The sequence below is a fragment of the Bacillus sp. 2175 genome (assembly GCF_057812155.1).
This window is the reverse complement of record NZ_CM173819.1, coordinates 3,779,229-3,805,561: the sequence shown is the minus strand read 5'-3', so window position 1 is coordinate 3,805,561 and position 26,333 is coordinate 3,779,229. Positions and strand designations below refer to the sequence as shown.

Below are 26,333 nucleotides of genomic sequence, written 5' to 3'. Positions count from 1 at the left end.
TATAGATTAACTATTCAATTCATTAATAAAATCCATTAATTCATGTTGTTTTTCAGACATTTGAGCAATTTTATTTCGAGGTTCAACCGAAGGTTGTTTAAATCTCTTACGAGGTTTTAGCTGATTTAAATACTCCTCCTGATCCTTTTTCATCATTTCTAACAATTTATTGTGTTGCTCTACCACATAATCCTTCTCATCAACATGATGTTCATAGACTTTTATTGTGTCTGCTTTTTCGCTCCAATTCATATAAATCCGTAATCGTCCAATTGCATAATCCTGTTCTACTTTATCCTTGTATTTTTCGCGAATCATCCTAATACTACGGGTCACGAACCAATGACGTGTTTTATGAATATTGATTTTTATTTCTGCTTTTTTCATGATGTTTATCCAATTTTTTAAAAAGGCATCATAAGTGTAGGGATTGCCATACTGATTAAGAAATATTGGGATTTCATCAGGGATTTCATTCATTTTCAAACCACTTTTATCAACTTTCTTTCTAGCACCATGGATATAACGATCAAGTAGTTTTAACGTGTCAGTATCTACTTTCAAAAACTTTGTTCTTATTCCATCGCTTCCCTTATTAAATGTAGAAAACTCACCCTTATCATACCTAGCACGATAGTCTCCAAATGTAAGTTTGATAACTTCTGTCGCTCTAGCTCCGGTTTGAAATAGCATCGTTGTAATAATTTCATCTCTAAGCTTCCATTTACTATCCTTTCCAGCCTTATAAATCATAAAGGGGAGGTGAGGATCATCAATAATCTCTGGCTTCCACTCGCCATTTATGATTTTAAAAAAAGAGTTGGTTAATCTTCGACCTCTTTTAGATAAAGGTTCTTCTGTACCTGCTTCTTTAGGCATTCTAGGTTTGCCTTCCCTAACACCCTCTATTTGCATTTCATACTCGTCTAAAATAGCGTGTGCATCAATAAGTGGATTGGGAGAAAGGTATATTTTCATACGTATCATGATTTTGTAGAAAGATTTTAAAACACTTAACATCCTACCGACAGTATTAGGACTTATATTTGTTAACTTTACATTGTAATACGTTTTGCTATCGCTTGTTGTAACCTTGCAATGAGCTTTATGCATCAAAAAATCCTCTATGGCTATCCGTACAATGTGGGGTTCATCATCCCAATTTACAGCTCTTCCTTGATAATTACTGTCAGTATGCAACCAGGTGAAAAAAGTATAGAGTGTTTTTAGATAGGATTCTGCACTACTTTCTGTAATTCCACCCAATGCCTCCTTATAAAAAACTGTAAGGGGAAAGAATGGTTTAAGGTGTTTGTCCAGTACAATTAATTTAAATTTCTTAGCTTTTACCCCTTCGGGGCATTTTACGTGATGATACAAACTTCCCATCTTTATATAACCACCTTTATTCCTGTTCCAGCCAATTGTAGAGAGGAATCGTTTCTGTCTGTTGTTCCTTTAATGCCAAAGATTCATAGTCACGCTGTGTCAAATCCACTAATCTCTTTTTTTCTCCATCTGCAATTGGATCTGGCATCCAATTCTTCGTTTTAGCTGCTTTGACAAACTTGTAGGGTTCATCAATCGGTCTACTTTGTTGCCTTATAATGAGACAAATTTCAAGCACACGCTCCAATGGTAAAGAGATAAGAATTTTATGTACTTCTTCTGGAGGGGAAGTAAGAGTTGTCACTTGATATGCCAATTTGACTAATTCAGATTTGTTGTAATCCGGAGATAGAGATTTCTTTTTACCTTGAACTTTTGCTAGGGAAGAGCCAGTTAACGTTGCTACATCGCTTGCAGGTATCTTCCAACCTTCTTTTCGACTATTTTGAAAGGCTTTTGGAAACATTCCATCTTTTATCTTTCTTTTTATAGTTTCTTCATTCTTATAGCCCATTAGGGCTGCTACTTCTTTAACCGTGAAACACTTCTCCATATAAATCCCCCTTTAGTATCACTTGATTTGTCATGCTGTTAAACAGGTTATACGTTCTAGTGTGTCCCACAAAAAGGAAGTATAAACAATAATCGGTAGATTTTGCACTGTTAAGTAAAGAAATTATATAAAGATAAAAAAATACACTCCATTCAATTAATTGTCAGAAACATGACAGATAAATAATAAAAAGACTAGCTAAGTGGCTAGTCTTTTTTCTCGTATTTTGCTACTAAACTTTTCGGTAATTCTTTGGTCATATAAACAGCAATTTGAGAGAACTGCTCTGGTGTTTCCTCAAAATCGCTTCTAATCCATTCACCGATTAAACTCGTTAACATCCCTGACAAAACGGCAAATGCATATCTTTTTGGTATGTTTGGAATAATTACTACTTTCTTATCGATCCAAATTGATTCAAATTTTCCTCCGATTTTACTTAGAAAGGTTGGATCCTCTTTATCACTAGTTAACAGACGGATAAGCTTTTTATTATCTAATAAGTAATTTGCCAGCTTGATAAATGTAGTAATAAAAGTGGTCATAAAGAGGTTGAATGTAATGATAAAAACATAAAAAATAGACGTATCAAGCAAAGTGTTGATACGCCTTAAAACTACATTGTTAAACAACATGCGTCGTCGTGTAGTAATAATGATATTTATTTAATTATCTTAGGTTCAGTATTACATATTAATAGCTTGTTTTTTTATGCCTAAATGCAGTGTTTTCTCTTACTTATATAATGAAAGGAGGGGAAGAGGATGGAAGAGTGGATCAAGATGATAGGTAATGTAGGGTTTCCGATTGTTGTAACATTATATTTACTCCACCGTATTGAAAGTAAACTAGAGGGGGTAATTGTTGCAATTGAGAAGCTCCCGCGGCAATTACTAAAGTACGAAGATCCTCGGGAATAAAAATAAAGTTTGCTCTTCTTGAGCAAACTTTATTTTTATTGAGCGGTATAACCACCATCTACAACAACAGCTTGTCCCGTTATACCTTTAGCTTTTTCACTCGCTAAAAACATCGCATAATCAGCGATTTCTTGTACTTGTAATAAGCGCTTTTGTGGGACGAGTGGATAAATAACATCTTCTAAAACATTTTCAAGTGGTACATTTCGTGTAGTAGCTAAGTCTTGTAGTTGATTACGTACAAGAGGGGTATCGACATAACCAGGGCAAAGGGCATTAACAGTAATACCATGCGTAGCACCTTCTAAAGCAGCAACTTTTGTTAATCCAATTACGCCATGTTTTGCACTATTGTAGGCAGCTTTTCCAGCAAATCCGACAAGGCCGTTAATAGAAGCGACATTAATAATACGACCATATTTTTGTTGTTTCATAATCGGAAAGGCATGCTTAATTGCGATAAACGGAGCAATTTGCATAATTTGAATTAGTAGCTCGAACTTTTCAGTTGGAAAGTCTTCAATGGGTGAAACGTGTTGCATTCCTGCGTTGTTAATTAATATATGTAATGAACCGAAATGATCAACTGTTTGAGAAATTGCTGCTGTAATTTCCTCTTCAGATGTAACGTCACATTTTAAACCGATAGCTTGAAAACCTTCATTTTGTAATTGTTCAGCAGCTTCTTTTGCACGTTCTTCAAGTCGATCGGTAATCACAACTTTTGCACCTTCTTTTGCAAAAGCCTTTCCCATTTCATAACCAATACCACTTGCAGCACCTGTTAAAAAGACAACTCGATTTGTAACCATGATGAAAAACATCCCTTCATAATAAAGTTTTCATAGTGCTCTATTTAGAGAAGCTATAATGAAATTCCTGCAAACATTTGGAAAAAAATATCGTTAGGAGGATTTAAATTATGTCGACAAGTCAAATGCTGAAAGGGATTTTAGAAGGATGCTTACTTGCTATTATTTCTGAAGGCGAAATATACGGTTATGAAATGAGTGAAAAGCTAGCGAAGTATGGTTTTACAATGGCGAGTGAGGGAAGTATTTATCCGTTATTAATACGAATGCAAAAAGAAGGACTAATAACAAGCGTAATGAAGGAATCTCCATCTGGTCCAAAGAGAAAATATTATACATTAACAGAAAAAGGCGAGGAAGCACTTGGTGAATTTATGGATCGCTGGGAAGCGATGCAAAGTAGTGTAGAGCGTCTACTTGAAGGGAAGGGGAGAAAAAAATAATGCTATCAAGTGAAGCGCGAAAGTTTTTGTTAGATATGAGATTATTTTTGACGGCAAAGAGTGTAAAAGAAAGTGATATTGAAAACTTTTTAGAAGATGCAGAGTTGCATTTAATAGAAGCTGAGAGTGAGGGGAAGAGTGTAGAAGATATTTTCGGAAGCTCACCGAAAGAATATGCAGATGAACTTGTAAAAGTGATGGAAAGGGATAGACAGGAAACGTGGAAGCAAATTGGTTTTACAGTAATGAATATCGTATCGTTTTGGATTATTGCTTCTATCTTAATAGTGAACCATGGAATGTTACAGATTTCACTTATTCAGTGTATCGGTTATAGTTTTTCATTTATTTTAGTTGTTATAGGTCCTAATTTTCTACTTCGCAAAATGACTTTTGTAACAAGTTTTTCAAAAACGTGGTTTTCTATGTGGTTTTTAGTAATGATAGCGCCAATGTTTTTAATGGGAGTTATTATGGTACTAGATGTGATATATCCTACAAAAATGTTTATATTCAATCAAATGCAAAGTTATTTATTGGCTGGTGGTATTTTTATCATTACAGTAGCGGTAAATATGTATTTTGATGGATGGTTTAAAAATTTATATTTAATTATTCCACTTTCGATTATGTTACTATTTAAAACATTTACATCAGAAGATCTCGTGCCAATGTTATTTCAAATTATATGTTTATACGGAAGTTTGTTTATTTTAATCTTCCTTGAAATTATGATGAAGACGAATAGAAGAGAAATGATTAAATAAGGGAGGAGTTATAATGAAGATTTCTAAAGAAGGTGAAAAGTTTTTAATCGATACGAAAGTATATTTAATAACAAAAGGGATTAAAGAAGAAGATGTGGACGCTTTTCTAGAAGATGCAGAGCTTCATTTAATAGAAGGTGAAAAAAAGGGAAAGACAGTAAGTGACATATTTGGTGACTCACCAAAAGAGTATGCGGAAGAATTAGCGAAAGAGATGGAGAAGGATAAAAGCGGGAGCATAAAAAGTATTTTAGGGATGATTATTGGTATTGGTGGATATTGGTTACTGACAAATATTTTATTTGGAAGCCCCGATCAACAATTTACGTTAACAAATGTACAGTTAATTGGTTATCCTATCGTTTTAATCATTACGATTATTGGAATGATTGTTGCATTTAGAATGTCTTCTTTTAAAAGTAAATTAGTAGAATTTGGAATGATTTATGTAATAGTAATGGTTCCTATTTTATTATTGGTGTTATTGATGTTTATGAATAAATGGTATGGGACACCTGTATTGCAATTGTCGACAATGCAAACATATATATTAGCAGCAATTATCTTTTTATTACTTCTTATTGGTGAAGTATATGCTCTTGGCTGGATGGGTGTTTTTGTACTAATTGTTCCTCTTATGATTATGTTCTTATTTAAAGATTTAGAAGAAAGTAATGTATTTTGGGGAATTGCAAAGGTCTTACTTATGTATGGAAGTATATATGGATTAATGAAATGGTCTTTAAAAATTGAAGAAAGAAAAAGTATGAACTAGAAATTCAATAAAAAGCGGCTGCTCTGGATATACCAAAAATTATTTCCAAAGAAATATTATATAGGGATTTTTAGAGGGATTACATTTACATTTAGTTGTCTATTTTTATTTCTAGCAGCCGGGATTTTGTTTGTTGATTGGAACAAGTTGTTTTAAACAGTAACATGAGGGTTACTGTTTTTTTCTTTGTAGTAAAGAGCTTTGTAAAGAGAGCGCTTTTTGTTCTGTTGTTAATAAGGAATGAATATGAACGTTTTCTGGACGAGGGACTATCGGATACATAAGATTTGTTGGAGAAGGGTGGTGCTCCGAGCCGGTTGGAGAATGAGGATCTGCATGAGTAAGTTTTCCATGAATACGTCTTGTAAATAAAATATGACCGATTTCGTGAGCGAGCGTATATATATTTTTCGTAGGGGCAGCCGAATTTGTTAAAACGATATAGCCAGTAAGTTGCTGTTGTTTTGCTAAAGAATAAGCGCAGGCAATTACTGCTGTTTCTTTGAAATAATCACTGCCAATATAACAAATATAAAGGTCGCATTCAGGAGCTTCATTTACACATGTTTGGAAAAAGGATGCCAACTTTTCTTGACTTTGAATGGAATTTTTATAACTGATTTCACGGTCAAAAAAACGGAAAAGTTCATTTAATACAATTACTTCTTGAATTTGAAATGTAATGGGGTGCCAAATTGATTCTGCAACAGCTAAATCTTTTGCGATGCGGTCATCAGAAATATCGGCGCCGGGAGTAATGCAAATACATATATTGACGTATGGATCCATAAGGAACACCTCAAATGAAAAAAAGTTCTTCCTATAATATATGTGGGAAAAAGATGTCATGTATGGATAAACGCCTTCTTTATTGAATATATAGATGACAAGTCGAAAAAATTTCATAGTTCTATAACATGGTGTGGTCGTCTTTTTGATATAGTAAAGGAAAGGGGGAGAATATATGTATACATTAAAAATCGTTTCAGACAGAGAAGCACTTTATCAATTTGCGAGTTATGTAAGAGTTGTACAAGGGGTTGAAGATGTATATGTAGAGGTGGGAGAACCTTTATATGAACATCCTTTAATGAAGTTTTATGTACATATTAAGCTGAAAGAAACATATGAGCAGCATAAAGCGTTACAGGAAATAGCAAGATTAGTAGAATTGGGTCGTTTTACATATGTCCATTATCGTAATGATGAAATTGAGGAAGCTTTTGAAGCTGTAAAATATGAAAGTTTTAAGAAATAAAGATGAAAAAACGGAGGCGAAAGCTTCCTTTTTTTCTTTAAAATTACATGAACAAAAAGAGAGAAATTTTGTTATGATAAGGGAGGTTAGGGAAAGGGGAATTTACATATGGGGTATATTGAAGAGTTACGAAAAGTCGTTGGTACAAGACCGCTTATTCTCGTAGGATCAGCAATCATTATATTAAATGATAAACAAGAAGTATTGCTTCAATATCGTTCAGATACATATGATTGGGGTGTACCTGGCGGGGCGATGGAACTGGGTGAAACGACAGAAGAAACGGCACGTAGAGAGTTATTTGAGGAAACGGGGTTAACTGCAAAAATAATGCAATTTCTTGGTGTTCTATCAGGAAAAGAAGTATATTTCCGTTATCCGAATGGCGATGAAATTTTCAATGTCATTCATCTGTATCAGGCACATCATGTGAGCGGGGAATTAAAGCTCGATCATGAAGGGTTGAAACTTCAATATTTTCCAGTAGATAAGTTGCCAAAATTGAATGAAACGACAGAGAAAATTTTGCAAAAGTTTTTATATGCACTGACAGAATAGAAGGTTAATTCCTTCTATTTTTATTATATTAAATATTTTGATTTTTTAGTATGTTTATAGTATGATAGTTATAGATATACATCTTATGGAATTTCACCTAAAAACTTACTAGGGTACATAAGAGAGGGGCAAGTACAAAATGCATAATGTTGTTATTACAGCTGCAGTTCGTTCGCCAATTGGAACTTTTGGAGGAGCGCTAAAAAATGTAACGCCAGTAGAATTAGCTGTTCCTGTACTTCAGGAAGCTGTAAAACGAGGCGGGGTAGAACCACATGAAGTTGATGAAGTAATTTTAGGTCATTGTATTCAAAGAACTGATGAAGCAAATACAGCGAGAACAGCTGCATTAGCGGCAGGATTTCCTGACACAGTTACGGGATATACAATCCAACGTCAATGTTCTTCAGGTATGCAAGCAATTATGTCAGCTGCAATGCAAATCCAATTAGGTGTAAGTGATGTTGTTGTTGCAGGTGGAGTAGAAGCGATGAGTTCGAGCCCTTATGCATTGAAACAGCACCGCTGGGGACAACGTCTACAGCACGGAGAAATTCGTGATACGGTGTGGGAAGTGTTAGAAGATCCGATTCACCATATTATGATGGGTGAAACAGCGGAAAATTTAGTTGAACAATATGAAATTACAAGAGAGGAACAAGATGAAGTTGCTCTTCGCAGTCATACATTGGCACTGAAGGCAATCGAGTCTGGACACTTTGACGATCAAATTGTTCCTATTACAATAAAAGAACGTAGAAAAGAAGTAGTATTTTCGAAGGATGAGCATCCACGTGCAGATATTACAGCGGAAAAATTAGCAGGATTAAAACCAGCATTCCGTAAAGATGGGTCTGTAACTGCAGGTAATGCATCTGGCCTGAATGACGGAAGTGCAGTTCTAGTATTAATGAGCGAAGAAAAAGCGAAAGAAAAAGGCTTACAACCGTTAGCTAGAATTGTTGGATATTCAGTAGCTGGAGTAGACCCGAAAATTATGGGTATTGGACCAGCACCAGCAATTCGTAAAGGTTTAGAAAAAGTAGATTGGTCATTGGAAGATGCAGATTTACTTGAAATTAATGAAGCTTTCGCGGCTCAATATTTAGCTGTAGAGAAAGAGTTAGGCTTAGACCGTGAAAAAGTGAACGTAAACGGTAGTGGCGTAGGACTTGGGCATCCAATTGGTTGTACAGGGGCTCGTATTACAGTAAGTTTAATTCACGAATTAAAAAGACGTGGGTTAGAAAAAGGAATTGCCTCTTTATGCGTCGGTGGCGGTATCGGGGTTGCCTTATTTATAGAAGCACTATAAAAAAGAAGCAGCTATTGCTGCTTCTTTTTTTACGACTCAAATAGATGATGAAATAATCGATCACGATTTTCAAAGAGAAGTTTCGTCGTTTGGTAATGCTCAGTTTCTTCTAATGTGGATTCGTGAATCCCTTCTTGTGTTAAAGAATATATAGTGGATTCAGGGTAGGCCATTAAAATAGGAGAATGCGTCGCAATAACAAATTGTGAACCTTGTTCCACTAGCTCATGCATTCGAATAAGCATGGAAAGTTGTCTCATTGGTGATAAAGCTGCCTCAGGCTCATCTAAAATGTATAAACCTTGTCCTGAAAAACGGTTCATAAATAAGGAAAAGAATGATTCGCCGTGAGATTGTTCGTGTAGTGAAACGCCGCCGTAAGATTTTATAGCATCTATTTCATCAATATAAGAAGCAACGTTATAAAATGATTCAGCGCGAAGAAAGAAACCGTCGTTTGGTGTATTGAAACTTTTGGAAATTCGAAGGTATTCATGTAAAGATGAATGTGAATCGTTAGTGCTAAAGCGGAAATTCTTCGTTCCACCTTCTGCATTAAAGCCTAACGCAATTGCAATTCCTTCAAGTAATGTTGATTTACCCGTTCCATTTTCTCCAATAATGAATGTTACATTTGGATGAAAAACTAGTGATTGTAATGTTCGGATAGCAGGTAAGCAGTAAGGATATGCGGAAAAACTAGGGATATTTTCTTTTTTTAATGTAACATTTTGTAAAAAGGGTACGTCAATCAATATATAAACCTCAATTCATAACGGATTTTGATTCTAAAAAGGCGGCAAATACAAGTGTTAATGACACCTGAATTCCTTCCTTATTTTCTGAATATTTTATGTGGATTATATCATTTAAACTATCATATTCCAATGTGAAAATAAATATTGCATGAAGATCCATTCTCTCGTTATGATATATGGTATTCTATTGAAAATGTGAGAAGGAGTTAAAGTATGCCGTTTACATTTGCACATCCAGCAGCAGTTCTTCCTTTTGCGAAAAAGCATTCTAAACATATTTCAGTAACGGCTCTTATATTAGGTAGTATGGCGCCTGACTTTGAATATTTTTTACACTTTAGACCGTATGGTATAATTGGGCATACGTGGCTTGGATTCTTATATTTCAATTTACCACTTGTCTTCTTGTTAGCATACATATATCATTACATTTTAAAAAAGCCTTTCATAACACATTTACCTAAACCGTTTGCTGGCTACTATACATATGCAGTAGACAAGCGGTGGGGGCTTCATACATGGAAGCATCTTTTTGTATTTTGCTGTTCTGCATTATTCGGTATGCTCACGCATGTTGTTTGGGATGCATTCACTCATAAGACAGGCTATTTCGTTATGAAAATACCATTATTACAAAGAGAATGGTACGGTATCTCTGTTTATAAATATATGCAACATGGAAGTACATGTATTGGTGTTCTACTATTAGTATACGTTTTATGGAAGTATAGAAATGAAATGGGTAAAGATCTTATTTTAGCTTCGGAAAAAAGAAAGTATTGGGTTTCAGTAATTGTTGTAGCAACTATTATATTTATCGTGCACGCGTTCCTAGATCCCTATTTTCATATTTTCCAAATTGGAGGTATAATAGTATCTGGACTGACAAGTTCATTTTGTGGACTTGTCATTGTTTCTATAGTTTACAAAGCCAGGGACTAATTTTATATTCATGAATGATAGCGTTAGGAGAAATGAAATGATGAAAGCATGGAAAAGTATTTTTGTTTTATGTAGTTTTCTTCTTATGTTAAGTGGTTGCTTCCATCAAGAAGAAAAGAAAGCTGAACCGAAGAAGAAAGAATCTATTCCTGAAACAAAAGAATATGGTGGGCGTGAGCTGAAAAAAGTAGGACAAAAAGTGAAAGAAACAGGATGGGGTACTTTTAAGTTAGAGCAGATGCATTCTGTGAATCAAACATTTGAAGTAGCGCCAATGAAAATTCACGTACAAGATGTGAAAGTAATTTCTTTATCACAGATGAGTGAAAAGGCAAAAAAAACATTGAAAGTATACACGGCACTAACCCCTGAAGAAGTAAAACGGAGATTAGGGGATAAAGTAAGCCAAGAAGATGCAGAATTATATGCATCGCTAAGTGGAACAGAGATTAGTAATACAATTCGTTACGTTGAGATTACATATAAAGTGGAGAATACCGGAAATAAAAATATGCAATTTTTCTCTATGAATGATGTTATGATTAATGGTAAGCAACATTTTAAAGTAGCCACTCAAAACTTTTTATATGACGAAGATACGTTAGTTGGTACAAAAAATGTATCAAGAGAAGACTATAAGCCTGGTGAAACAAGAGATGGTATTATTGGTTTAATACTTGACGATGGAAAAGACAAGGTAAAGGATATTCAGTTTACAACTGATGATTTACTTGCAGGAGATTCAGAAACACAAGATGTTGTAAAAGAGCCACAAACGTTTAACATCTCACTAAAATAATGTAAGGCAAAACAGTCAGCATTCAAATATTATGCTGACTGTTTTTTTATTTCTTTTATGTATGAATCTACATTTTGAAAAGGCACCTTAATTTTAAACGCATCTTTTTGTTCATTAAATTGCTTTTCATTGTAGGGACCGAAACGTTTATTGTGCTTTACGTCAATAATCCAATAATGTTCACTTTTTTTATTTGCAATTGCTGCGTCAGGGTTATTCGGATCTGATTTTTCCTCGGTTTGTTTTGCAATAATGTATTTATCATCCCAAGCAATGTCTGTAATTTTTGCAGGGATGTATTGTGTGGCATATACAGCATCTTGCGAGGGGAAAAGTTCAAATGCATTTCCAGAAGTACGTATGAGTTCGTATTCATCGTTAACCGTATAAGTTAAGTGACCTGTGTTTCCTGTACAACCAGTTAATAGGAAGGCGACGAATAGGATTATCCATTTTTTCAATATGGGAACCTCCTTTATAATGCTATTGTAACAAATTGTACAAGAAAAGTAAGAGAAAGGCTAGTTTACAATGTTTTTTAGAAGTGGTACGATGAGACGGGTAAAGAAGGATATGAAGGAGTCGACATAAAATGAAGTTAAAGATGCATCGTCCAGCGCTTGTAATGAATCGCATAGGTGCTTCCCTAATTGACATGTTTTTAATCTCGGTTATGTATGGTGTAGTAGTAGCTATTATGACCGGAAACTATAGTGCTATGTTTAAGCGCTTTAATATAAGCTTAGGTGATTTTAGATATGATTTCGCAGTAGTTTTTATATTAATGGCGATATATTTTATTGTGTTACCCTTTATTTGGAACGGTGTTACACTTGGAAAAAAGGTAACGAGAATAAAATTAATTTCATTGAAGAGTGAAAAGCTAACGTTGCAAACATTAATTATAAGATTTTTTGTAGTGTTATTACCGAACGTATTGCTATTAGGAATTCCATTAATATGTAATATATATATGATGTTGTTCCGCAAAGATAATTGTGGTTTTCAGGATTTAATTACAAAAACGAAAGTAATAAGTCTTGTATAATGAAAAAAAGACCTTTTTATATATAAAAGGGTCTTTTTGATTTTATAAGTATATGGGGAATGTTTACAGTAAGGAAAAGCTAAAATGTGTTAATTCTATTTATAATAGATTGAAAAATAAGAAAATGATATAATGATTAAAAATAATATCTTTATTCCGCCATATTGGGGCTGATTAAAATTTCACTTTATATAATAAGGGGGAGATTAAAATGACTGGAGGTAGTGTAATCTTTTGGGGGATTTTAATTTTCATCGGTTTAGTTTTCGATTAGCGTAATAATAAGAAAAAAGAAGGATAAAAAGTAAACGTTTACAAGTAAAATAGCAATTTTTCTTGCTTGCAGATTAATCTTATAAAGGAGTATACTGAATGACGGTAAGACTTATAGAAGGGGTAATGAAAATGAAGCTTGCAGGAAAAGTTGCTATCGTAACTGGCGGTGGCATCGGTATTGGACGTAATACAGCTCTTTTGTTGGCTAAACAAGGCGCAAAAGTTATTGTGACGGACATTGATCAAGAGAGTGGACAAGCAACAGTGGAGGAAATTATGAATCTAGGCGGAGAGGCACTTTTTGTATCCTATGATATGGGAAAGCAAGGAGATTGGCAACGCGTTATTAGCATTACTTTGAATGCATTCAGTCGCATTGATATGCTTTTTCAAAATGCAGGTTTATATAAAATAGATTCTATTTTTTCTCGCCAACAAGAGAACGATTCCAATGTACTTTGTATTAATGACGTTTGGATAGAGATAAAACAATTAACGTCATCTTTTATGAAACAGCAAGAAGAAGTGGTGCTTAGTGATTTACCGATTTTCGGTATTATTAGCACAAAAGGACAATCATTTCATACAGTAGAAGCCCTAGTATAATAATAAAAACCGCCCTCAATATATGTGGACGGTTTTTTTGTATGTGTATAGTAAAGATAAATTTTTTAGCGAATACGTTGTTCAGTTTGGTTATCAAAGAAATGTGCTTTATTCATATCAAATGCTAATTTAATTTGATCACCAGGTGAAAATGTATGTCTTGCATCTACACGTGCTGCAAAATCTTGATTTCCAAGTTTCATATATAAAATGGATTCAGCACCTAATAATTCAGCGACTTCAATTTTTGTTGTGAAGGCAGTAGATTGCGAAGCTTCTAAAAATAGTAGTTCATCATGAATGTCCTCTGGGCGAATACCTAAAACAATTTCCTTATTTACATAGCCTTGTTCACGTAGCATCTTCATTTTTCCTTCAGATACTTTAATTTTTATAGTATTGTCTATAACGAAATCGGTTTCAGTCAATTTACCACGGAAGAAATTCATAGCTGGTGAGCCGATAAATCCACCCACGAAAATGTTTTCTGGCGTTTCGTATACTTCTTTTGGAGTTCCAATTTGTTGGATTTTTCCATCCTTCATAACGACAAGACGCGAAGCCATAGTCATTGCTTCTGTTTGGTCATGTGTTACATAAATTGTTGTTGTTCCAAGGCGATGATGTAGCTTAGAAATTTCTGAGCGCATTGCAACACGGAGTTTAGCATCTAAGTTTGATAATGGTTCATCCATTAAGAAAACTTTTGCATCTCGAACGATTGCTCTACCTAACGCAACACGTTGGCGCTGTCCACCTGATAATGCTTTCGGTTTTCTATCTAAATATTGTTCAAGTCCTAAAATTTTTGCTGCATCTTTCACACGACGATCGATTTCATCTTTTGGTATTTTTCGAAGTTTTAATCCAAATGCCATATTATCATATACACTCATATGTGGATAAAGAGCGTAGTTTTGGAATACCATAGCGATATCTCGATCTTTTGGAGGAACATCATTCATTAGTTTACCATCAATTGAAAACTCGCCTTTTGAAATATCTTCAAGTCCAGCTACCATTCGTAATGTTGTAGATTTTCCGCATCCAGAAGGACCGACAAATACAATAAATTCTTTATCTTGAATGTGTAAATTAAAATCAGTTACAGCTGTTACGTTATTATCATATATTTTATAAATGTTTTCTAATTTAAGTTCTGCCATGGTATTTCCCCCTAGAAATAATTATGCAAACGTTTTCTTTGAGTTCATTATAAACGAATAGATTCAAAAAATAAATAAAAAAATAAAACGTTTTCATTTATTGGAGATTTATTAGTGGTTTTCATATGTTTTCTTAGAAAAAGAACAATAAAAATTGTAAGCGCTATTTTAAATTGAGATAGAATCTGTTATCATTCATTAATGAAAACGTTTGCGCCTTAAAAAAGAGAAAAATGAATGATGAATGAAATGGGGTAGCATAATGGAAAAACAATGGTGGAAAGAAAGTGTAGTATATCAAATTTATCCTCGTAGCTTTATGGATAGTAATGGTGATGGTATAGGAGATCTTCAAGGGATTATTTCAAAGCTAGATTACTTAAAAGAGTTAGGGATTGATGTGATTTGGTTATCACCAGTCTATGAATCTCCAAATGATGATAATGGTTATGATATAAGCGATTATTGTAAAATTATGAACGAGTTCGGAACAATGGAAGATTGGGATGAGCTATTACATGAAATGCATGAACGTAATATGAAACTTATGATGGACTTAGTTGTTAATCATACTTCGGATGAACATAATTGGTTTATTGAATCACGTAAATCAAAAGATAATAAATATAGAGATTACTATATATGGCGCCCTGGAAAAGAAGGGAAAGAACCGAACAACTGGGGAGCTGCTTTTAGTGGATCTGCATGGCAGTATGATGAAATGACGGATGAATATTATTTACATCTGTTTTCTAAAAAACAGCCAGATTTAAATTGGGATAATGAAAAGGTAAGACAAGATGTTTATGAAATGATGAAGTTTTGGTTAGAAAAAGGAATTGATGGCTTCCGTATGGATGTTATTAATTTTATTTCTAAAGAAGAGGGATTACCAGCTGTTGAAACAGAAGAAGAGGGGTATGTTTCAGGTCATAAGCATTTTATGAACGGTCCAAACATTCATAAATATTTACATGAAATGAATGAGGAAGTATTATCGCATTATGATATTATGACGGTTGGTGAAATGCCTGGTGTAACGACAGAAGAAGCGAAATTGTATACTGGAGAAGAACGAAAAGAGTTGCAAATGGTATTCCAATTTGAACATATGGATTTAGATTCAGGAGAAGGTGGAAAGTGGGATGTAAAACCATGCTCACTTCTTACTTTAAAAGAGAATTTAACAAAGTGGCAAAAAGCATTAGAGCATACCGGATGGAATAGCCTTTATTGGAATAATCATGATCAGCCTCGCGTTGTATCTCGTTTTGGTAATGATGGAATGTATCGCATTGAATCAGCAAAAATGTTAGCGACAGTTCTTCATATGATGAAAGGAACGCCATATATTTATCAAGGAGAGGAAATTGGAATGACGAACGTTCGATTCCAATCAATTGATGAATATCGAGATATTGAAACGTTAAATATGTATAAAGAAAAAGTGATAGACCATGGTGAAGATATAGAAAAAGTAATGGAATCTATTTATATAAAGGGTCGTGATAATGCTAGAACTCCGATGCAGTGGAATGATCAGAATCACGCTGGATTTACAAAAGGTGAACCTTGGATTACTGTAAATCCTAACTATAAAGAGATTAATGTGAAACAAGCAATCCAAGATGAAGGTTCAATTTTTTATTACTATAAGAAATTAATTGAACTACGCAAAAATAATGAAATAGTTGTGTATGGATCATATGATTTAATATTAGATAATGACCCTTCTATTTTTGCTTATGTAAGAACATATGGAGATGAAAAACTACTTGTCATTGCAAACTTTACTGCGGATGAAAGTGTATTTGAAATGCCTAAGGATATTAGTTATAGTGAATCAGAGTTATTTATACACAATTACGATGTAGAAATCGGATCAATAGATAACATTCCATTACGTCCGTATGAAGCGATAGTGTTCAAATTGAAATAAGAAAAAGCCTTATGCCATTTCGAACTTGGCATAAGGCTTTTTTGGATTACCATTTTAATATGGAGAATCCATATGGAGGAAGTGTAACTTGTAATACACTTGCTTCCGCTGAAAATTCTTCGTTTGTATAAATGTTAATTATTTTCTTACCAGTAACATGAAGAGGGAGTGAAACTGTAACTTCACTATTAGTAGGGTTTAAAACGAAAAAGATAGTTTCATCCTCATATGTTTTCGTATAAGAAATATAATTATGTTCATCATTTGCTTCGATGAATTGAAAAGTACCATGTCCTCCAAATGCTTTATGTTGTTTACGTAATAAAATCAATGTTTGTATATGGGTAAATAATGCATGATCTTGTTCTTTAGTATCCCAAATCATACATTTACGGCAATCAGGGTCCATGCCGCCATCCATACCAATTTCATCCCCGTAATAAATACAAGGAGAGCCGATGAAAGAAAGATGGAATACATAGAGCAATTTCAACTTATTTTTATCTCCGTTGCATGTTGTTAAAATTCTTGGAGTATCATGGCTGTCTAATAAATGAAATGCTGCTTCATTTACATTCATAGAGTAGGAATGTAGAGATTCTGTAATTTGCTTCATGAATTCACTTGCTTTAATGGAATCGTTAGCAAAGTAAGAAAGTAGAGCATTTGTAACAGGATAGCTCATGACAGCATCAAATTGATCGCCTTGTAGCCACGGAAGGGCATCGTGCCAAATTTCTCCCAAAATATATACTTCAGGATTTAGTGTCTTTATTTCAGTTCGGAATTCTCTCCAAAAGTTGTGATCGACTTCATTGGCGACATCAAGGCGCCAGCCATCTATATTGAATTCTCGTACCCAATAACGTCCTACTTCAAGTAAGTATTCTTTTACATCTGGATGAGCTGTATTTAATTTAGGCATATACGGTGTAAAGGCGAAAGTATCATAATTTGGAAGTGGTTCGGTTATAATCGGAAATTCATGAATGTGGAACCACTCTTTATATGCGGACTTCTCACCATTCTCTAGTACGTCTTGAAATTTCTCGAAAAAGTATCCACTATGATTAAACACAGCATCGAGCATTACTTTTATACCGTGCTTATGACATTCTTCAACGAGCTCTTTAAAAGTTTCTTTCGTCCCAAATTGTGGGTCAATTTCCATATAGTCAATTGTGTCATATTTATGGTTTGAATGAGCTTTGAAAATAGGTGTGAAATATATTCCGGAAATGCCAAGCTTAACAAGGTAATCAAGGTTTTGAATAACACCAGAAAAATCTCCGCCGAAAAAATTAGTTGGAGTTGGATTCGCACTTCCCCAAGGAAGGGTATTTTCTGGATTCAGCGTACTATCGCCATTAGCGAATCGCTCAGGGAAAATCTGATACCAAATGGTGTCTTTAATCCAAGATGGTGCTTTGAATACATCATCTGCATGAATAAATGGAAAGCAGAAAAAGTTACCAACATCATCATTTGGAATGCTAGAAAAGAATCCTCGCTCTGCATAAATAAGAGTGTCTGTTTCAGATTTTAATTCAAACCCATAACGTAAGCGCTTAAATTTTGGTTCGATTGCAATGGACCAATAATCAAATAATGCAGTAGAACCCGTTTTTTTCATGGGTGTACTTGCTGATATCCATTTCCCGTCTTTCCATTCGTAAGGATCCCCGTAAATAAGATCGGCGCTTTGAATATCATCTCTCTTAGTACGTACTCGGATGTGAATTGTTTGTTCATCATAAGCGTATGCATAATTATCTTTCGGCCTATGATAAATGGCTTCTTTAAACATATAGAAAATCCCCCTTCAATATCTCTATACATAGTATTCCCTTAAGTGTAATAATAAAGCCTGTATTGCAAACGATTGCCTTTCTCGTAGCTTTAATATTGCTTATAAGAGTAGTATTCATTTTATATAAAGTCAATGTATAAAGAGTATAATGACATAATTTTTAAATTAATATTTGCAAAATGAATAAAAGAATGTATAATGATAGACAAATAGCGCAAACGTTTTCATAGATTGAGATATTGTTTGCGCTTCAATTAAACTATTAAATGCAAACGTTTTCAGTTACTGAGGTACATAGACAATTTAGGGAGGTTTTTGGGATGAAGAAAGCATTATCATTATTAACGGTTTCAGCATTATCTATTGGTATGTTATCTGCATGTGGACCGAAAGATTCAGGGAAAAAAGAGGAAAGTAAAGCGAAAAAAGACTATGATCTTCTTGTTTGGGAAGATGATAAAAAAGGTGTTGGTTTAGAACCAGCAGTGAAAAGCTTTGAGGAAAAATATAAAGTAAAAGTAAAAGTTGTTGAAATGCAAATGACAGATCAAGTGAAGAAGTTACGCCTTGATGGGCCAGCGGGGACTGGACCAGATGTTGTAACATTGCCACACGATCAAATCGGAAATGCAGTAACAGAAGGTTTACTTTCTGAAGTGAAAGCAGATGATGCTGTAAAGAGTAAATTTACTAATTCATCAATAGAAGCACAGACATATAACGGAAAATTATATGGTTTACCAAAAGCAATTGAGACACCAGTCTTTATTTACAATAAAAAACTAATGCCAAAAGCGCCAGAAACGATGGACGAGCTGTTTAACTTCTCAAAAGAATTTACGAAAGATGGCAAGTACGGATTTTTAGCATTAGGAGATAACTTCTACTTTGCTAATGCATTCATGGCAGGTATGGGCGGTTATGTATTTGGTGAAAAAGATGGAAAACCAAATGCAAGTGATGTTGGATTAAATAATAGTGGAGCAGTACAAGGTGCTGAATATCTTCAAAAATGGTACAAGGAAAAATTATTCCCAAAAGGTATTATCGGTGAATCAGGTGGGCCTGCTGCTGATGGACTATTCAATGAAGGAAAAGCAGCTTCTATCATGAATGGCCCATGGGCGTTCCAAGCAATGGAAAAGAACGGGATTGATTATGGCGTTGCTCCAATGCCGAAATTACCAAATGGTCAACCAATGAAAACGTTTGTTGGGGTTAAAGGATGGCATGTAACAAGTTTCTCTAAACAAAATGATTTAGCTACAAAATTCACTGAGTGGGTAACAAATGAAGAAAACGCAAAAATTCGATTTGAGAAAACAAAAGAAATTCCTCCAGTAAAATCAGTAATGGAAGATCCAATTATTAAAGATAACGAAGCTGCAAAAGCAGTTGCAACGCAATCTGAAAATGGAATTCCAATGCCAAACATTCCAGAAATGCAAGAAGTTTGGAAACCAGCTGGAGATGCGCTTCAATTAGTTGTTACAGATAAAGAGGCACCAAAAGCGGCGCTTGATAGTGCAGTGAAACAAATTAAAGGTAATATTGAGGCAAATCATAACAAGAAAAAATAAGGTGAAATTCGTGCCTCTAATATGAGAGGCACGAATTCTCTCCCTTCCATGTAGGAAGAAAAAAGGGGGAAGGAACATGCAAACATCTATGGAACCAGCAAATGGGTTAAACCATTCAAAGCATAGGAAAATGGCAACCATGTTATCAATCATTCCAGGCGTGGGCCAAATGTATAATAAACAATTTGTAAAAGGTCTTATTTTTCTAGTATTAACAGGTTCTTTTATTGTAGCCTTTGCTGATTTATTAAATATGGGATTATGGGGTATTGTAACGCTTGGTACAGAAGTTCCACGTGACCATTCTGTCTTTCTATTAGTAGAAGGAATCTTGGCCCTTATCGTTATCGCTTTTGGGCTAGGCATATATGCATTTAACTTATATGATGCATACCAAAATGGAAAGAAACGTGATAGCGGAACACCGTTAAATTCTGTAAAAGAGCAATATCGTAATTTGTTAGATCAAGGTTTTCCTTATTTAATGGTTTCACCAGGTTTTCTACTACTTATCTTTGTTGTCGTATTTCCAATCATCTTCGTAATTTTAATTGGATTTACAAACTATGATTTATATCATTCTCCTCCAGCTAAATTAGTAGATTGGGTGGGCTTTAAAAACTTTATTGATATTTTCACTTTACCGATGTGGAGAGAGACATTTGTAAGTGTATTCTCTTGGACTATCATTTGGACATTCGTTGCAACAACATTACAAGTTGCACTTGGTATTTTCTTAGCGATTATCGTAAATCAGCCTGGTATTAAAGGAAAGGCGATTATTCGAACAATCTTCATTTTACCGTGGGCGGTTCCAGCATTCGTATCTATTCTTGTTTTCTCTGGTATGTTTAATGAAACATTCGGAGCGATTAACAATCAAGTATTAGCTTTATTCGGAATTGAAAAGATTGCTTGGATGACAGATCCATTTTGGGCGAAGATTGCTTTAATTATGATTCAAACGTGGCTTGGGTTCCCGTTTATCTTTGCGATGACAACAGGTATACTGCAATCGATTCCGGGAGAATTATATGAAGCGGCTACAGTAGATGGAGCGACAGCTTGGCAACAGTTTCGTAAAATTACATTGCCACTTGTGTTATATGCAACAGCACCAATATTAATTACGCAATATACGTTTAACTTTAATAACTTTAGTATCATCTATCTATTTAATGGTGGAGGTCCTGCTGTAGCTGGACAAGACGCAGGTGGAACGGATATTTTAATTTCATGGATTTATAAGTTAACGATGACTTCAGCGCAGTACGGAAAAGCAGCAGCTCTTACAATGATATTATCGTTAATTGTTATTACAGTTGCGTTATGGCAATTTAAGAGAACAAAATCATTCCAAGAAGAGGATATGATGTAAATGAATATTAAAAGACAGAAGATGTTACGTCTCTCATTAAGTTATTTAGTTATTTTCGTAATGTGTGCCATCATTTTCTATCCGTTATTATGGATTATGGGCTCATCGTTTAATCCAGGTGATAGTTTATCTGGATCAAGTATTATTCCACAAAATGCAACGTTAGATCATTATCGTAAGTTATTAGATCTAGAGAATAGTAATTACTTACTATGGTATAAAAACACATTAAAAGTAAGTGTTTTAACGATGATTTTCTCAGTGTTAGCAATTAGTTTTACCGCTTATGCATTTTCGAGATATCGTTTTGTTGGAAGAAAAAATGGTTTATTAACATTTTTAATTCTGCAAATGATTCCAAACTTTGCAGCGTTAATTGCTTTATACGTATTAGCTCAATTAACAGGATTAATTGATACACACCTTGCATTAATTTTAATTTATGTAGGCGGGGCTATTCCGATGAATACATGGCTTATGAAAGGGTATTTTGATACGATTCCGAAAGAACTGGATGAATCAGCTCGAATGGATGGAGCAGGACATTTTCGTATTTTTTGGCAAATCATTATGCCACTTGCAAAGCCAATCGTAGCGGTTGTAGCGTTATTTACTTTCATTGGTCCATTTACAGATTTCATTTTAGCGAGTATTATTTTGCGAACACCAGAAAATTATACTTTAGCAGTTGGATTATATGAAATGGTTGCGAAGAAATTCGGTAATGAATTTACAACGTTTGCAGCGGGTTCTGTGTTAATTGCGATCCCAATTTCAATTTTATTCCTATCACTACAAAAATACTTTATTTCTGGTTTAACAGCTGGAGGTACAAAAGGATGAAAAATGGGACATTACGTCCCATTTTTCTTTTCATCTCCCTATAAATAAGTTTATAGGGAGATGAAAAGAGATTTGACATCACATGTGAAAAGAAGTGAAATAAATAGTATATTATAGTATAGGAAAAAATAGCTATATCCCTTACAATACATGAAGAGGGAGAATAGGATTAGTTTTGCAAGATATAAGAAATGAAAGTTTATGACTTGCAATGAGTGCGAGATAAAATATATGAAAAATGGCAGAGAAATGAGAGGAGGGGGATTTTTATGACAGTTACAATTAAAGATGTGGCGAAGCAAGCGAATGTTGCACCATCAACAGTTTCTCGTGTAATTGCTGATAATCCAAGTATAAGTGAAAAGACAAAGCGCCGTGTTAGGAAAGTGATGAGTGAATTAGGGTATCATCCCAATTTAAATGCGAGAAATCTTGCGAACCAAACGACGAAAACACTTGGTCTTGTTATGCCAAGTTCTGCAAGTAAAGCTTTTCAAAATCCATTTTTCCCAGAAGTTATAAGAGGGATTAGTTCATTTGCACACGTAGAAGGTTATGCGCTTTACATGTCGACAGGTGAAACGGAAGAAGAAATTTTTAATGGTGTCGTAAAGATGGTACAGGGACGCCAAATTGGTGGCATTATTCTTTTATATTCAAGGGAGAATGATCGGATTATTCAATATTTACATGAACAAAATTTCCCGTTTGTTTTAATAGGAAAACCATATGATCGAAAAGATGAAATTACATATGTAGATAATGACAATTATACAGCTGCAAGAGAAGTGGCAGAATATTTAATTTCATTAGGGCATAAGCAAATCGCGTTCATTGGTGGTGGATCAGATTTACTTGTAACGAGAGATCGTTTAGCCGGTATGAGTGATGCCTTGAAATTAGCAGACATTGTATTACCAAAAGAATATATTTTACATTTTGATTTTTCGAGGGAAAGTGGTCAACAAGCTGTTGAGGAATTAATGGGACTGCAGCAACCGCCAACGGCAATTATGGCAACGGATGACTTAATTGGACTTGGTGTGTTAAGTGCTCTTTCTAAAAAAGGATTCGTTGTACCGAAAGATGTTTCTATTGTAAGCTTTAATAATGCTTTATTATCAGAAATTGCGAGCCCTCCACTTTCGACAGTTGATGTGAATATTTATCAGCTAGGATATGAGGCAGCAAAAGCTTTAGTTGATAAAGTAGAGAATGCAGAATCCACTGCAAAGTGTATCATTATTCCTCATAAATTACTAAAACGTCAAACTTGTGATCATTATGCATAAAAAAGCTAAGAGTTTAACTCTTAGCTTTTTTCATTAGAAAGGCTTCTAATCGGTCGCAGCCTTCTTTTAAAGTTTCGATACTATACGCATAGGACAAGCGAAGGTAGCCTTCACCGTATTCAGAGAATGCTGTTCCAGGAACTACAGCTAGTCCCGCTTCTTTGACAAGATCAAGTGCAAAATCAAATGATGAAGATGTCAAATGACCAACATATGGGAATAAGTAAAATGCACCTGTTGGCTTTTCAACTGTTAATCCCATTTGAGTGAGTCTATTATATACGTAATCACGGCGTTTTTTATATTGGTGGCGCATCATTTTTGGTGCGTCTTTAGCTGCTGTTAATGCTTCAATTGCAGCGTATTGAGCGATTGAAGTAGCACACGTTACATTGTATTGATGAACTTTTAATATGTGTCCTGCTAAATAACTTGGTGCAAATAAAAGTCCAACACGCCAGCCAGTCATAGAATGTGATTTAGATAAACCGTTAATGACAATTGTTTTTTCACGCATTTCTGGGAAATGAGCGATAGATGTATGCTTTTGTTCATATACAAGCTCGCTATAAATTTCATCTGAAAGGACGAAAATATTTTTATCTTTTAAAACATCTACAATATCTTTTAGCTCTTCTGTTGATAAAGTTACACCGGTTGGGTTAGAAGGATACGGTAGTACGATACATCTTGTTTTTTCTGTAATAGCATTTTTAAGCGCTTCAGCTGTTAAACGAAATCCAGTTTCACGAACATCTACAAAAATAGGCGTTGCACCGCATAATCGAATAATAGGTTCGTAGCCTGGATAAATAGGAGCAGGTAAAATTACTTCTGTTCCTGGCTCTAAAATCGTTCGGAATGCAACATCAATTGCTTCGCTAGCACCGATTGTAACGATGGTTTCGTTTTCAGGTGAATAATGTAAATCGTAGTTATCTTTTACGAAGTTACAAGCTGCCTTACGTAATTCTAGTAAACCAGCGTTATGTGTATAGCTTGTATAGTTTTCTGTAATAGCCCGTTTAGCCGCTTCTTTCACGAGAGAAGGTGTAGGGAAATCGGGTTGTCCAATTGTTAAAGAAATCAAATTATCATAGTTTTGAATCATGTTAGAGAACTGACGGATTCCAGAAATTTGGATGTCCTTCACTCTAGGGTTAATGAATTGTTCCATTGTATCTCCCTTTCTTCCGTTTGAAAATTAAGTTCATTTTATCATATTTTCTATGATTACGCTTTGTATATGTTATTTAGAAAGAGAGAGAAAAGAGAAAAAAAGCCGCTATAAGCGACTTTTTAATATCCGTATTCCCAATCTATTTCATCTTCATTCCAGAGTACAGAGGATACCTTGCCAAGGTGAACGACTGATTCGTTTACAGCACATGTGCAGTTTTCATCTCCCGCTTTATGCTGTAACTCTTCATATACTGATTTTTCAACATTTTCTAGAACAACCAAATTTTCTTCTTTTAAAACAAGCGTAGTACCCGCCATATTTATCTTCCTCCTACTAAAGTAATGATCACTTATTTGTAAACATAGATAGTATGGATTATATGCTGTATTTTGCTATAATTGTCCGTCTAAAAAAGTATTTTTATATTTTCTTTGTAATCCGTATTCATTGTATACTGCACGAAGGAAATTTGGTACAGGGTTTACAATCATTTCGAAAATCTGTAACAATTATTATGAGTTGTTAACAAAGAATTAACAAATATGTTAAGAAAAATCAAAATTTTAAAACAAATACACCTATAAAATGATATAATCATATCAAAATACATATAGGGGATGAGAGGTTATGGAGCTTATCCGTGATTTATTGATTCAAATTGCCATCATAATTTTGCCACTATTTTTATATGAAGCGATTCGTTTAAATCGCTATCAAGAAATGCCTCCGAAGCCAAATCGTTACTTTATTATGTTTTTATCTAGCGTTACGCTCGTTCTCTCCATGACATACTCTATTTGTTTTGGCAATGTGTGTGGGTATAACTTTCACCCCATTCCAATTGTCAGTGGTTTTTTATATGGTGGGATTGTTGGTTTAATCCCAGCGGTTATTTTTGTTGCATATGAATGGTTACTAAAGGGAATGAGCTTTCTTCCAGTTTTAGAAGTAATATTTCTATTGATAGTTCCGCTATTTTTATCAAAGAAATGGTCTCTTTTTTCAAGGGATAAGAAATTAATTTTAGCATTTATGATTTCATCATTTTATGTGCTTGTTTCTTTAGTATTAGGCATGATTAATGTTCTTTTGGAAACAGGATTTACACCGTATATTTCGCAAATATATAGCGGATTTATATTTGCCTCGCTTATCATGGTCATGACAATGGTATTTCAGGTGTATTTAACTGAATATTTAAATGAAAATGCATTGCTACGTACAGAGATGCAAAAATCAGAAAAGCTTAATATTGTAAGTGAGTTAGCAGCAAGTGTGGCACATGAAGTTCGAAATCCACTAACTGTTGTTCGTGGATTTATCCAATTGCTAGAAAGTACGGAAGATGTGAAGAATAAGGATTATATGCGTCTTGTATTAGCTGAATTGGATCGGGCGGAACAAATTATTTCAGATTACTTAAATTTAGCAAGGCCGCAAATTGAGAAAAAAGAACACATTTGTTTATCAGCCCAATTAATAGAAATGACCACTCTTATGTCGTCATTTGCAGCGATGCAAGGTGTATATTTACAAGTTGAAATTTCAGAAAGTCTTTATACGATTGGTGATAAGACAAAATTGAAGCAAGCTATTATGAATGTTGTTAAAAATGGTATTGAAGCAATTCAAGGAAATAAAGGATATTTAAAAGTAACAGCTATTCAAAAAGATGAAACAATCATAATAAGAGTTAAAGATAGTGGTGTTGGTATGACGAAAGAACAGTTAGCAAGGCTTGGGCAACCATATTATTCTTTAAAAGAAAAAGGGACAGGATTAGGACTTATGGTAACATTTAGTATTTTACAAGCGCATAATGGTACATTGGAATATAAGAGTGAAAGTGGAAAAGGAACTGAAGCAATTATTATATTACCAGCTGTACAAAATAAGGAATAAAAGTTACCGATGGAAGGTAAC

28 protein-coding genes and 1 pseudogene are annotated in these 26,333 nt (G+C 34.4%); 18 read left to right on the top strand and 11 right to left on the bottom strand.

Translation table 11 applies throughout. The annotated features are described in order from the left end of the window. Positions 1–6: 6 nt before the first annotated feature. The 3 genes from ACXKY9_RS19585 to ACXKY9_RS19575 form a co-directional block, all read right to left on the bottom strand. A complete protein-coding gene (locus tag ACXKY9_RS19585; RefSeq protein ID WP_000535227.1) occupies positions 7–1,389 on the bottom strand; it encodes a tyrosine-type recombinase/integrase in 1,383 nt (460 codons plus the stop codon). A 16-nt stretch (positions 1,390–1,405) separates the two neighbouring features. After that, positions 1,406–1,942, bottom strand: a complete 537-nt coding sequence (locus ACXKY9_RS19580) for a helix-turn-helix transcriptional regulator (protein ID WP_000409691.1) — start codon at positions 1,940–1,942, stop codon at positions 1,406–1,408. A gap of 206 nt (positions 1,943–2,148) precedes the next feature. Continuing rightward, positions 2,149–2,538 carry a TetR-like C-terminal domain-containing protein gene (locus tag ACXKY9_RS19575; RefSeq protein WP_000887670.1) on the bottom strand — a complete coding sequence of 130 codons (390 nt, stop codon included), beginning with the start codon at positions 2,536–2,538 and terminating at the stop codon, positions 2,149–2,151. Between the two features lie 168 nt (positions 2,539–2,706). Here ACXKY9_RS19575 and ACXKY9_RS19570 point away from each other — a divergent pair, with 168 nt between their 5' ends. Next, the gene (locus ACXKY9_RS19570; RefSeq protein ID WP_000393337.1) at positions 2,707–2,862 is read left to right on the top strand and encodes a YvrJ family protein; all 156 of its coding nucleotides are present in this window, start codon (positions 2,707–2,709) and stop codon (positions 2,860–2,862) included. A 35-nt stretch (positions 2,863–2,897) separates the two neighbouring features. Here the strand turns inward: ACXKY9_RS19570 and ACXKY9_RS19565 are convergent, their stop codons facing one another. Next, positions 2,898–3,674, bottom strand: coding sequence for a 3-hydroxybutyrate dehydrogenase (locus tag ACXKY9_RS19565; RefSeq protein ID WP_000258429.1), 777 nt, complete (start codon positions 3,672–3,674; stop codon positions 2,898–2,900). Positions 3,675–3,784: 110 nt separating this feature from the next. On the opposite strand from ACXKY9_RS19565, the gene ACXKY9_RS19560 reads away from it, so the two are divergent. From ACXKY9_RS19560 to ACXKY9_RS19545, 4 genes and pseudogenes are all read left to right on the top strand, one after another. Then, positions 3,785–4,117, top strand: coding sequence for a PadR family transcriptional regulator (locus ACXKY9_RS19560; RefSeq protein ID WP_000107984.1), 333 nt, complete (start codon positions 3,785–3,787; stop codon positions 4,115–4,117). After that, entirely contained in the window at positions 4,117–4,884 is a 768-nt protein-coding gene (locus ACXKY9_RS19555) for a DUF1129 domain-containing protein (protein WP_000952891.1), read from the top strand. Before ACXKY9_RS19560 ends, ACXKY9_RS19555 begins: the two co-directional genes overlap by 1 nt. 13 nt (positions 4,885–4,897) lie before the next feature. After that, positions 4,898–5,659, top strand: a complete 762-nt coding sequence (locus ACXKY9_RS19550) for a DUF1129 domain-containing protein (protein WP_000703261.1) — start codon at positions 4,898–4,900, stop codon at positions 5,657–5,659. 12 nt (positions 5,660–5,671) lie between these two features. Then, positions 5,672–5,815: pseudogene (locus tag ACXKY9_RS19545) on the top strand (DNA-binding protein); the annotation flags it as partial. 15 nt (positions 5,816–5,830) lie between these two features. Here the strand turns inward: ACXKY9_RS19545 and ACXKY9_RS19540 are convergent. Then, a complete protein-coding gene (locus ACXKY9_RS19540) occupies positions 5,831–6,448 on the bottom strand; it encodes an ImmA/IrrE family metallo-endopeptidase (RefSeq protein WP_000371609.1) in 618 nt (205 codons plus the stop codon). Between the two features lie 175 nt (positions 6,449–6,623). Here ACXKY9_RS19540 and ACXKY9_RS19535 point away from each other — a divergent pair, with 175 nt between their 5' ends. The 3 genes from ACXKY9_RS19535 (at position 6,624) to ACXKY9_RS19525 (ending at position 8,790) form a co-directional block, all read left to right on the top strand. Next, complete coding sequence (locus tag ACXKY9_RS19535) at positions 6,624–6,917, top strand: DUF3928 family protein (protein WP_000288330.1); 294 nt, start codon at positions 6,624–6,626, stop codon at positions 6,915–6,917. A gap of 108 nt (positions 6,918–7,025) precedes the next feature. Beyond that, positions 7,026–7,475 (top strand): NUDIX hydrolase, encoded by a 450-nt coding sequence (locus ACXKY9_RS19530; RefSeq protein WP_002005651.1) that lies wholly within the window; start codon positions 7,026–7,028, stop codon positions 7,473–7,475. A 139-nt stretch (positions 7,476–7,614) separates the two neighbouring features. Beyond that, a complete protein-coding gene (locus ACXKY9_RS19525; RefSeq protein ID WP_000552075.1) occupies positions 7,615–8,790 on the top strand; it encodes an acetyl-CoA C-acetyltransferase in 1,176 nt (391 codons plus the stop codon). Positions 8,791–8,819: 29 nt separating this feature from the next. Here ACXKY9_RS19525 and ACXKY9_RS19520 read toward each other — a convergent pair whose 3' ends face one another. Further along, entirely contained in the window at positions 8,820–9,545 is a 726-nt protein-coding gene (locus ACXKY9_RS19520; protein ID WP_000568011.1) for an AAA family ATPase, read from the bottom strand. 216 nt (positions 9,546–9,761) lie between these two features. Here ACXKY9_RS19520 and ACXKY9_RS19515 point away from each other — a divergent pair, with 216 nt between their 5' ends. Both ACXKY9_RS19515 and ACXKY9_RS19510 read left to right on the top strand, forming a co-directional pair. After that, positions 9,762–10,490, top strand: coding sequence for a DUF4184 family protein (locus ACXKY9_RS19515; protein ID WP_001116844.1), 729 nt, complete (start codon positions 9,762–9,764; stop codon positions 10,488–10,490). Positions 10,491–10,527: 37 nt separating this feature from the next. Beyond that, a complete protein-coding gene (locus tag ACXKY9_RS19510; RefSeq protein WP_000973895.1) occupies positions 10,528–11,289 on the top strand; it encodes a hypothetical protein in 762 nt (253 codons plus the stop codon). 29 nt (positions 11,290–11,318) lie between these two features. Here the strand turns inward: ACXKY9_RS19510 and ACXKY9_RS19505 are convergent, their stop codons facing one another. Further along, the gene (locus tag ACXKY9_RS19505; RefSeq protein ID WP_000758791.1) at positions 11,319–11,750 is read right to left on the bottom strand and encodes a DUF3997 domain-containing protein; all 432 of its coding nucleotides are present in this window, start codon (positions 11,748–11,750) and stop codon (positions 11,319–11,321) included. Positions 11,751–11,881: 131 nt separating this feature from the next. Here ACXKY9_RS19505 and ACXKY9_RS19500 point away from each other — a divergent pair, with 131 nt between their 5' ends. Together ACXKY9_RS19500 and ACXKY9_RS19495 are read left to right on the top strand one after the other, a co-directional pair. Beyond that, a complete protein-coding gene (locus ACXKY9_RS19500; RefSeq protein ID WP_000769098.1) occupies positions 11,882–12,337 on the top strand; it encodes an RDD family protein in 456 nt (151 codons plus the stop codon). A 372-nt stretch (positions 12,338–12,709) separates the two neighbouring features. Beyond that, complete coding sequence (locus ACXKY9_RS19495; RefSeq protein ID WP_000218410.1) at positions 12,710–13,219, top strand: SDR family NAD(P)-dependent oxidoreductase; 510 nt, start codon at positions 12,710–12,712, stop codon at positions 13,217–13,219. A gap of 65 nt (positions 13,220–13,284) precedes the next feature. Here the strand turns inward: ACXKY9_RS19495 and ACXKY9_RS19490 are convergent, their stop codons facing one another. Then, entirely contained in the window at positions 13,285–14,385 is a 1,101-nt protein-coding gene (locus ACXKY9_RS19490; protein ID WP_000818931.1) for an ABC transporter ATP-binding protein, read from the bottom strand. Positions 14,386–14,647: 262 nt separating this feature from the next. Here ACXKY9_RS19490 and malL point away from each other — a divergent pair, with 262 nt between their 5' ends. After that, the gene (gene malL, locus ACXKY9_RS19485; protein ID WP_000415178.1) at positions 14,648–16,324 is read left to right on the top strand and encodes an oligo-1,6-glucosidase; all 1,677 of its coding nucleotides are present in this window, start codon (positions 14,648–14,650) and stop codon (positions 16,322–16,324) included. Between the two features lie 46 nt (positions 16,325–16,370). Here malL and ACXKY9_RS19480 read toward each other — a convergent pair whose 3' ends face one another. After that, the gene (locus ACXKY9_RS19480; RefSeq protein ID WP_000471776.1) at positions 16,371–18,131 is read right to left on the bottom strand and encodes an alpha-glycosidase; all 1,761 of its coding nucleotides are present in this window, start codon (positions 18,129–18,131) and stop codon (positions 16,371–16,373) included. A 323-nt stretch (positions 18,132–18,454) separates the two neighbouring features. Between ACXKY9_RS19480 and ACXKY9_RS19475 the strand changes: the two genes are divergently transcribed. The 4 genes from ACXKY9_RS19475 (at position 18,455) to malR (ending at position 23,227) form a co-directional block, all read left to right on the top strand. After that, positions 18,455–19,714 (top strand): extracellular solute-binding protein, encoded by a 1,260-nt coding sequence (locus ACXKY9_RS19475; protein ID WP_000709923.1) that lies wholly within the window; start codon positions 18,455–18,457, stop codon positions 19,712–19,714. Positions 19,715–19,790: 76 nt separating this feature from the next. Further along, positions 19,791–21,092 (top strand): maltosaccharide ABC transporter permease MalC, encoded by a 1,302-nt coding sequence (gene malC / locus ACXKY9_RS19470; RefSeq protein ID WP_001194995.1) that lies wholly within the window; start codon positions 19,791–19,793, stop codon positions 21,090–21,092. Next, entirely contained in the window at positions 21,093–21,935 is an 843-nt protein-coding gene (gene malD, locus ACXKY9_RS19465; RefSeq protein ID WP_001022609.1) for a maltosaccharide ABC transporter permease MalD, read from the top strand. Positions 21,936–22,204: 269 nt separating this feature from the next. Further along, on the top strand, positions 22,205–23,227 hold the full coding sequence (gene malR, locus ACXKY9_RS19460; RefSeq protein WP_000219053.1) for a maltose operon transcriptional repressor MalR: 1,023 nt from the start codon (positions 22,205–22,207) through the stop codon (positions 23,225–23,227). 13 nt (positions 23,228–23,240) lie between these two features. Here malR and ACXKY9_RS19455 read toward each other — a convergent pair whose 3' ends face one another. Both ACXKY9_RS19455 and ACXKY9_RS19450 read right to left on the bottom strand, forming a co-directional pair. Further along, entirely contained in the window at positions 23,241–24,404 is a 1,164-nt protein-coding gene (locus ACXKY9_RS19455; RefSeq protein WP_000434578.1) for an aminotransferase A, read from the bottom strand. A 122-nt stretch (positions 24,405–24,526) separates the two neighbouring features. Then, entirely contained in the window at positions 24,527–24,727 is a 201-nt protein-coding gene (locus ACXKY9_RS19450; protein ID WP_000929277.1) for a hypothetical protein, read from the bottom strand. A 310-nt stretch (positions 24,728–25,037) separates the two neighbouring features. Here ACXKY9_RS19450 and kinB point away from each other — a divergent pair, with 310 nt between their 5' ends. Further along, positions 25,038–26,312: a sporulation sensor histidine kinase KinB gene (gene kinB, locus ACXKY9_RS19445; RefSeq protein WP_000420369.1), complete on the top strand. Its 1,275-nt coding sequence runs from the start codon at positions 25,038–25,040 to the stop codon at positions 26,310–26,312. Positions 26,313–26,333: the final 21 nt, after the last annotated feature.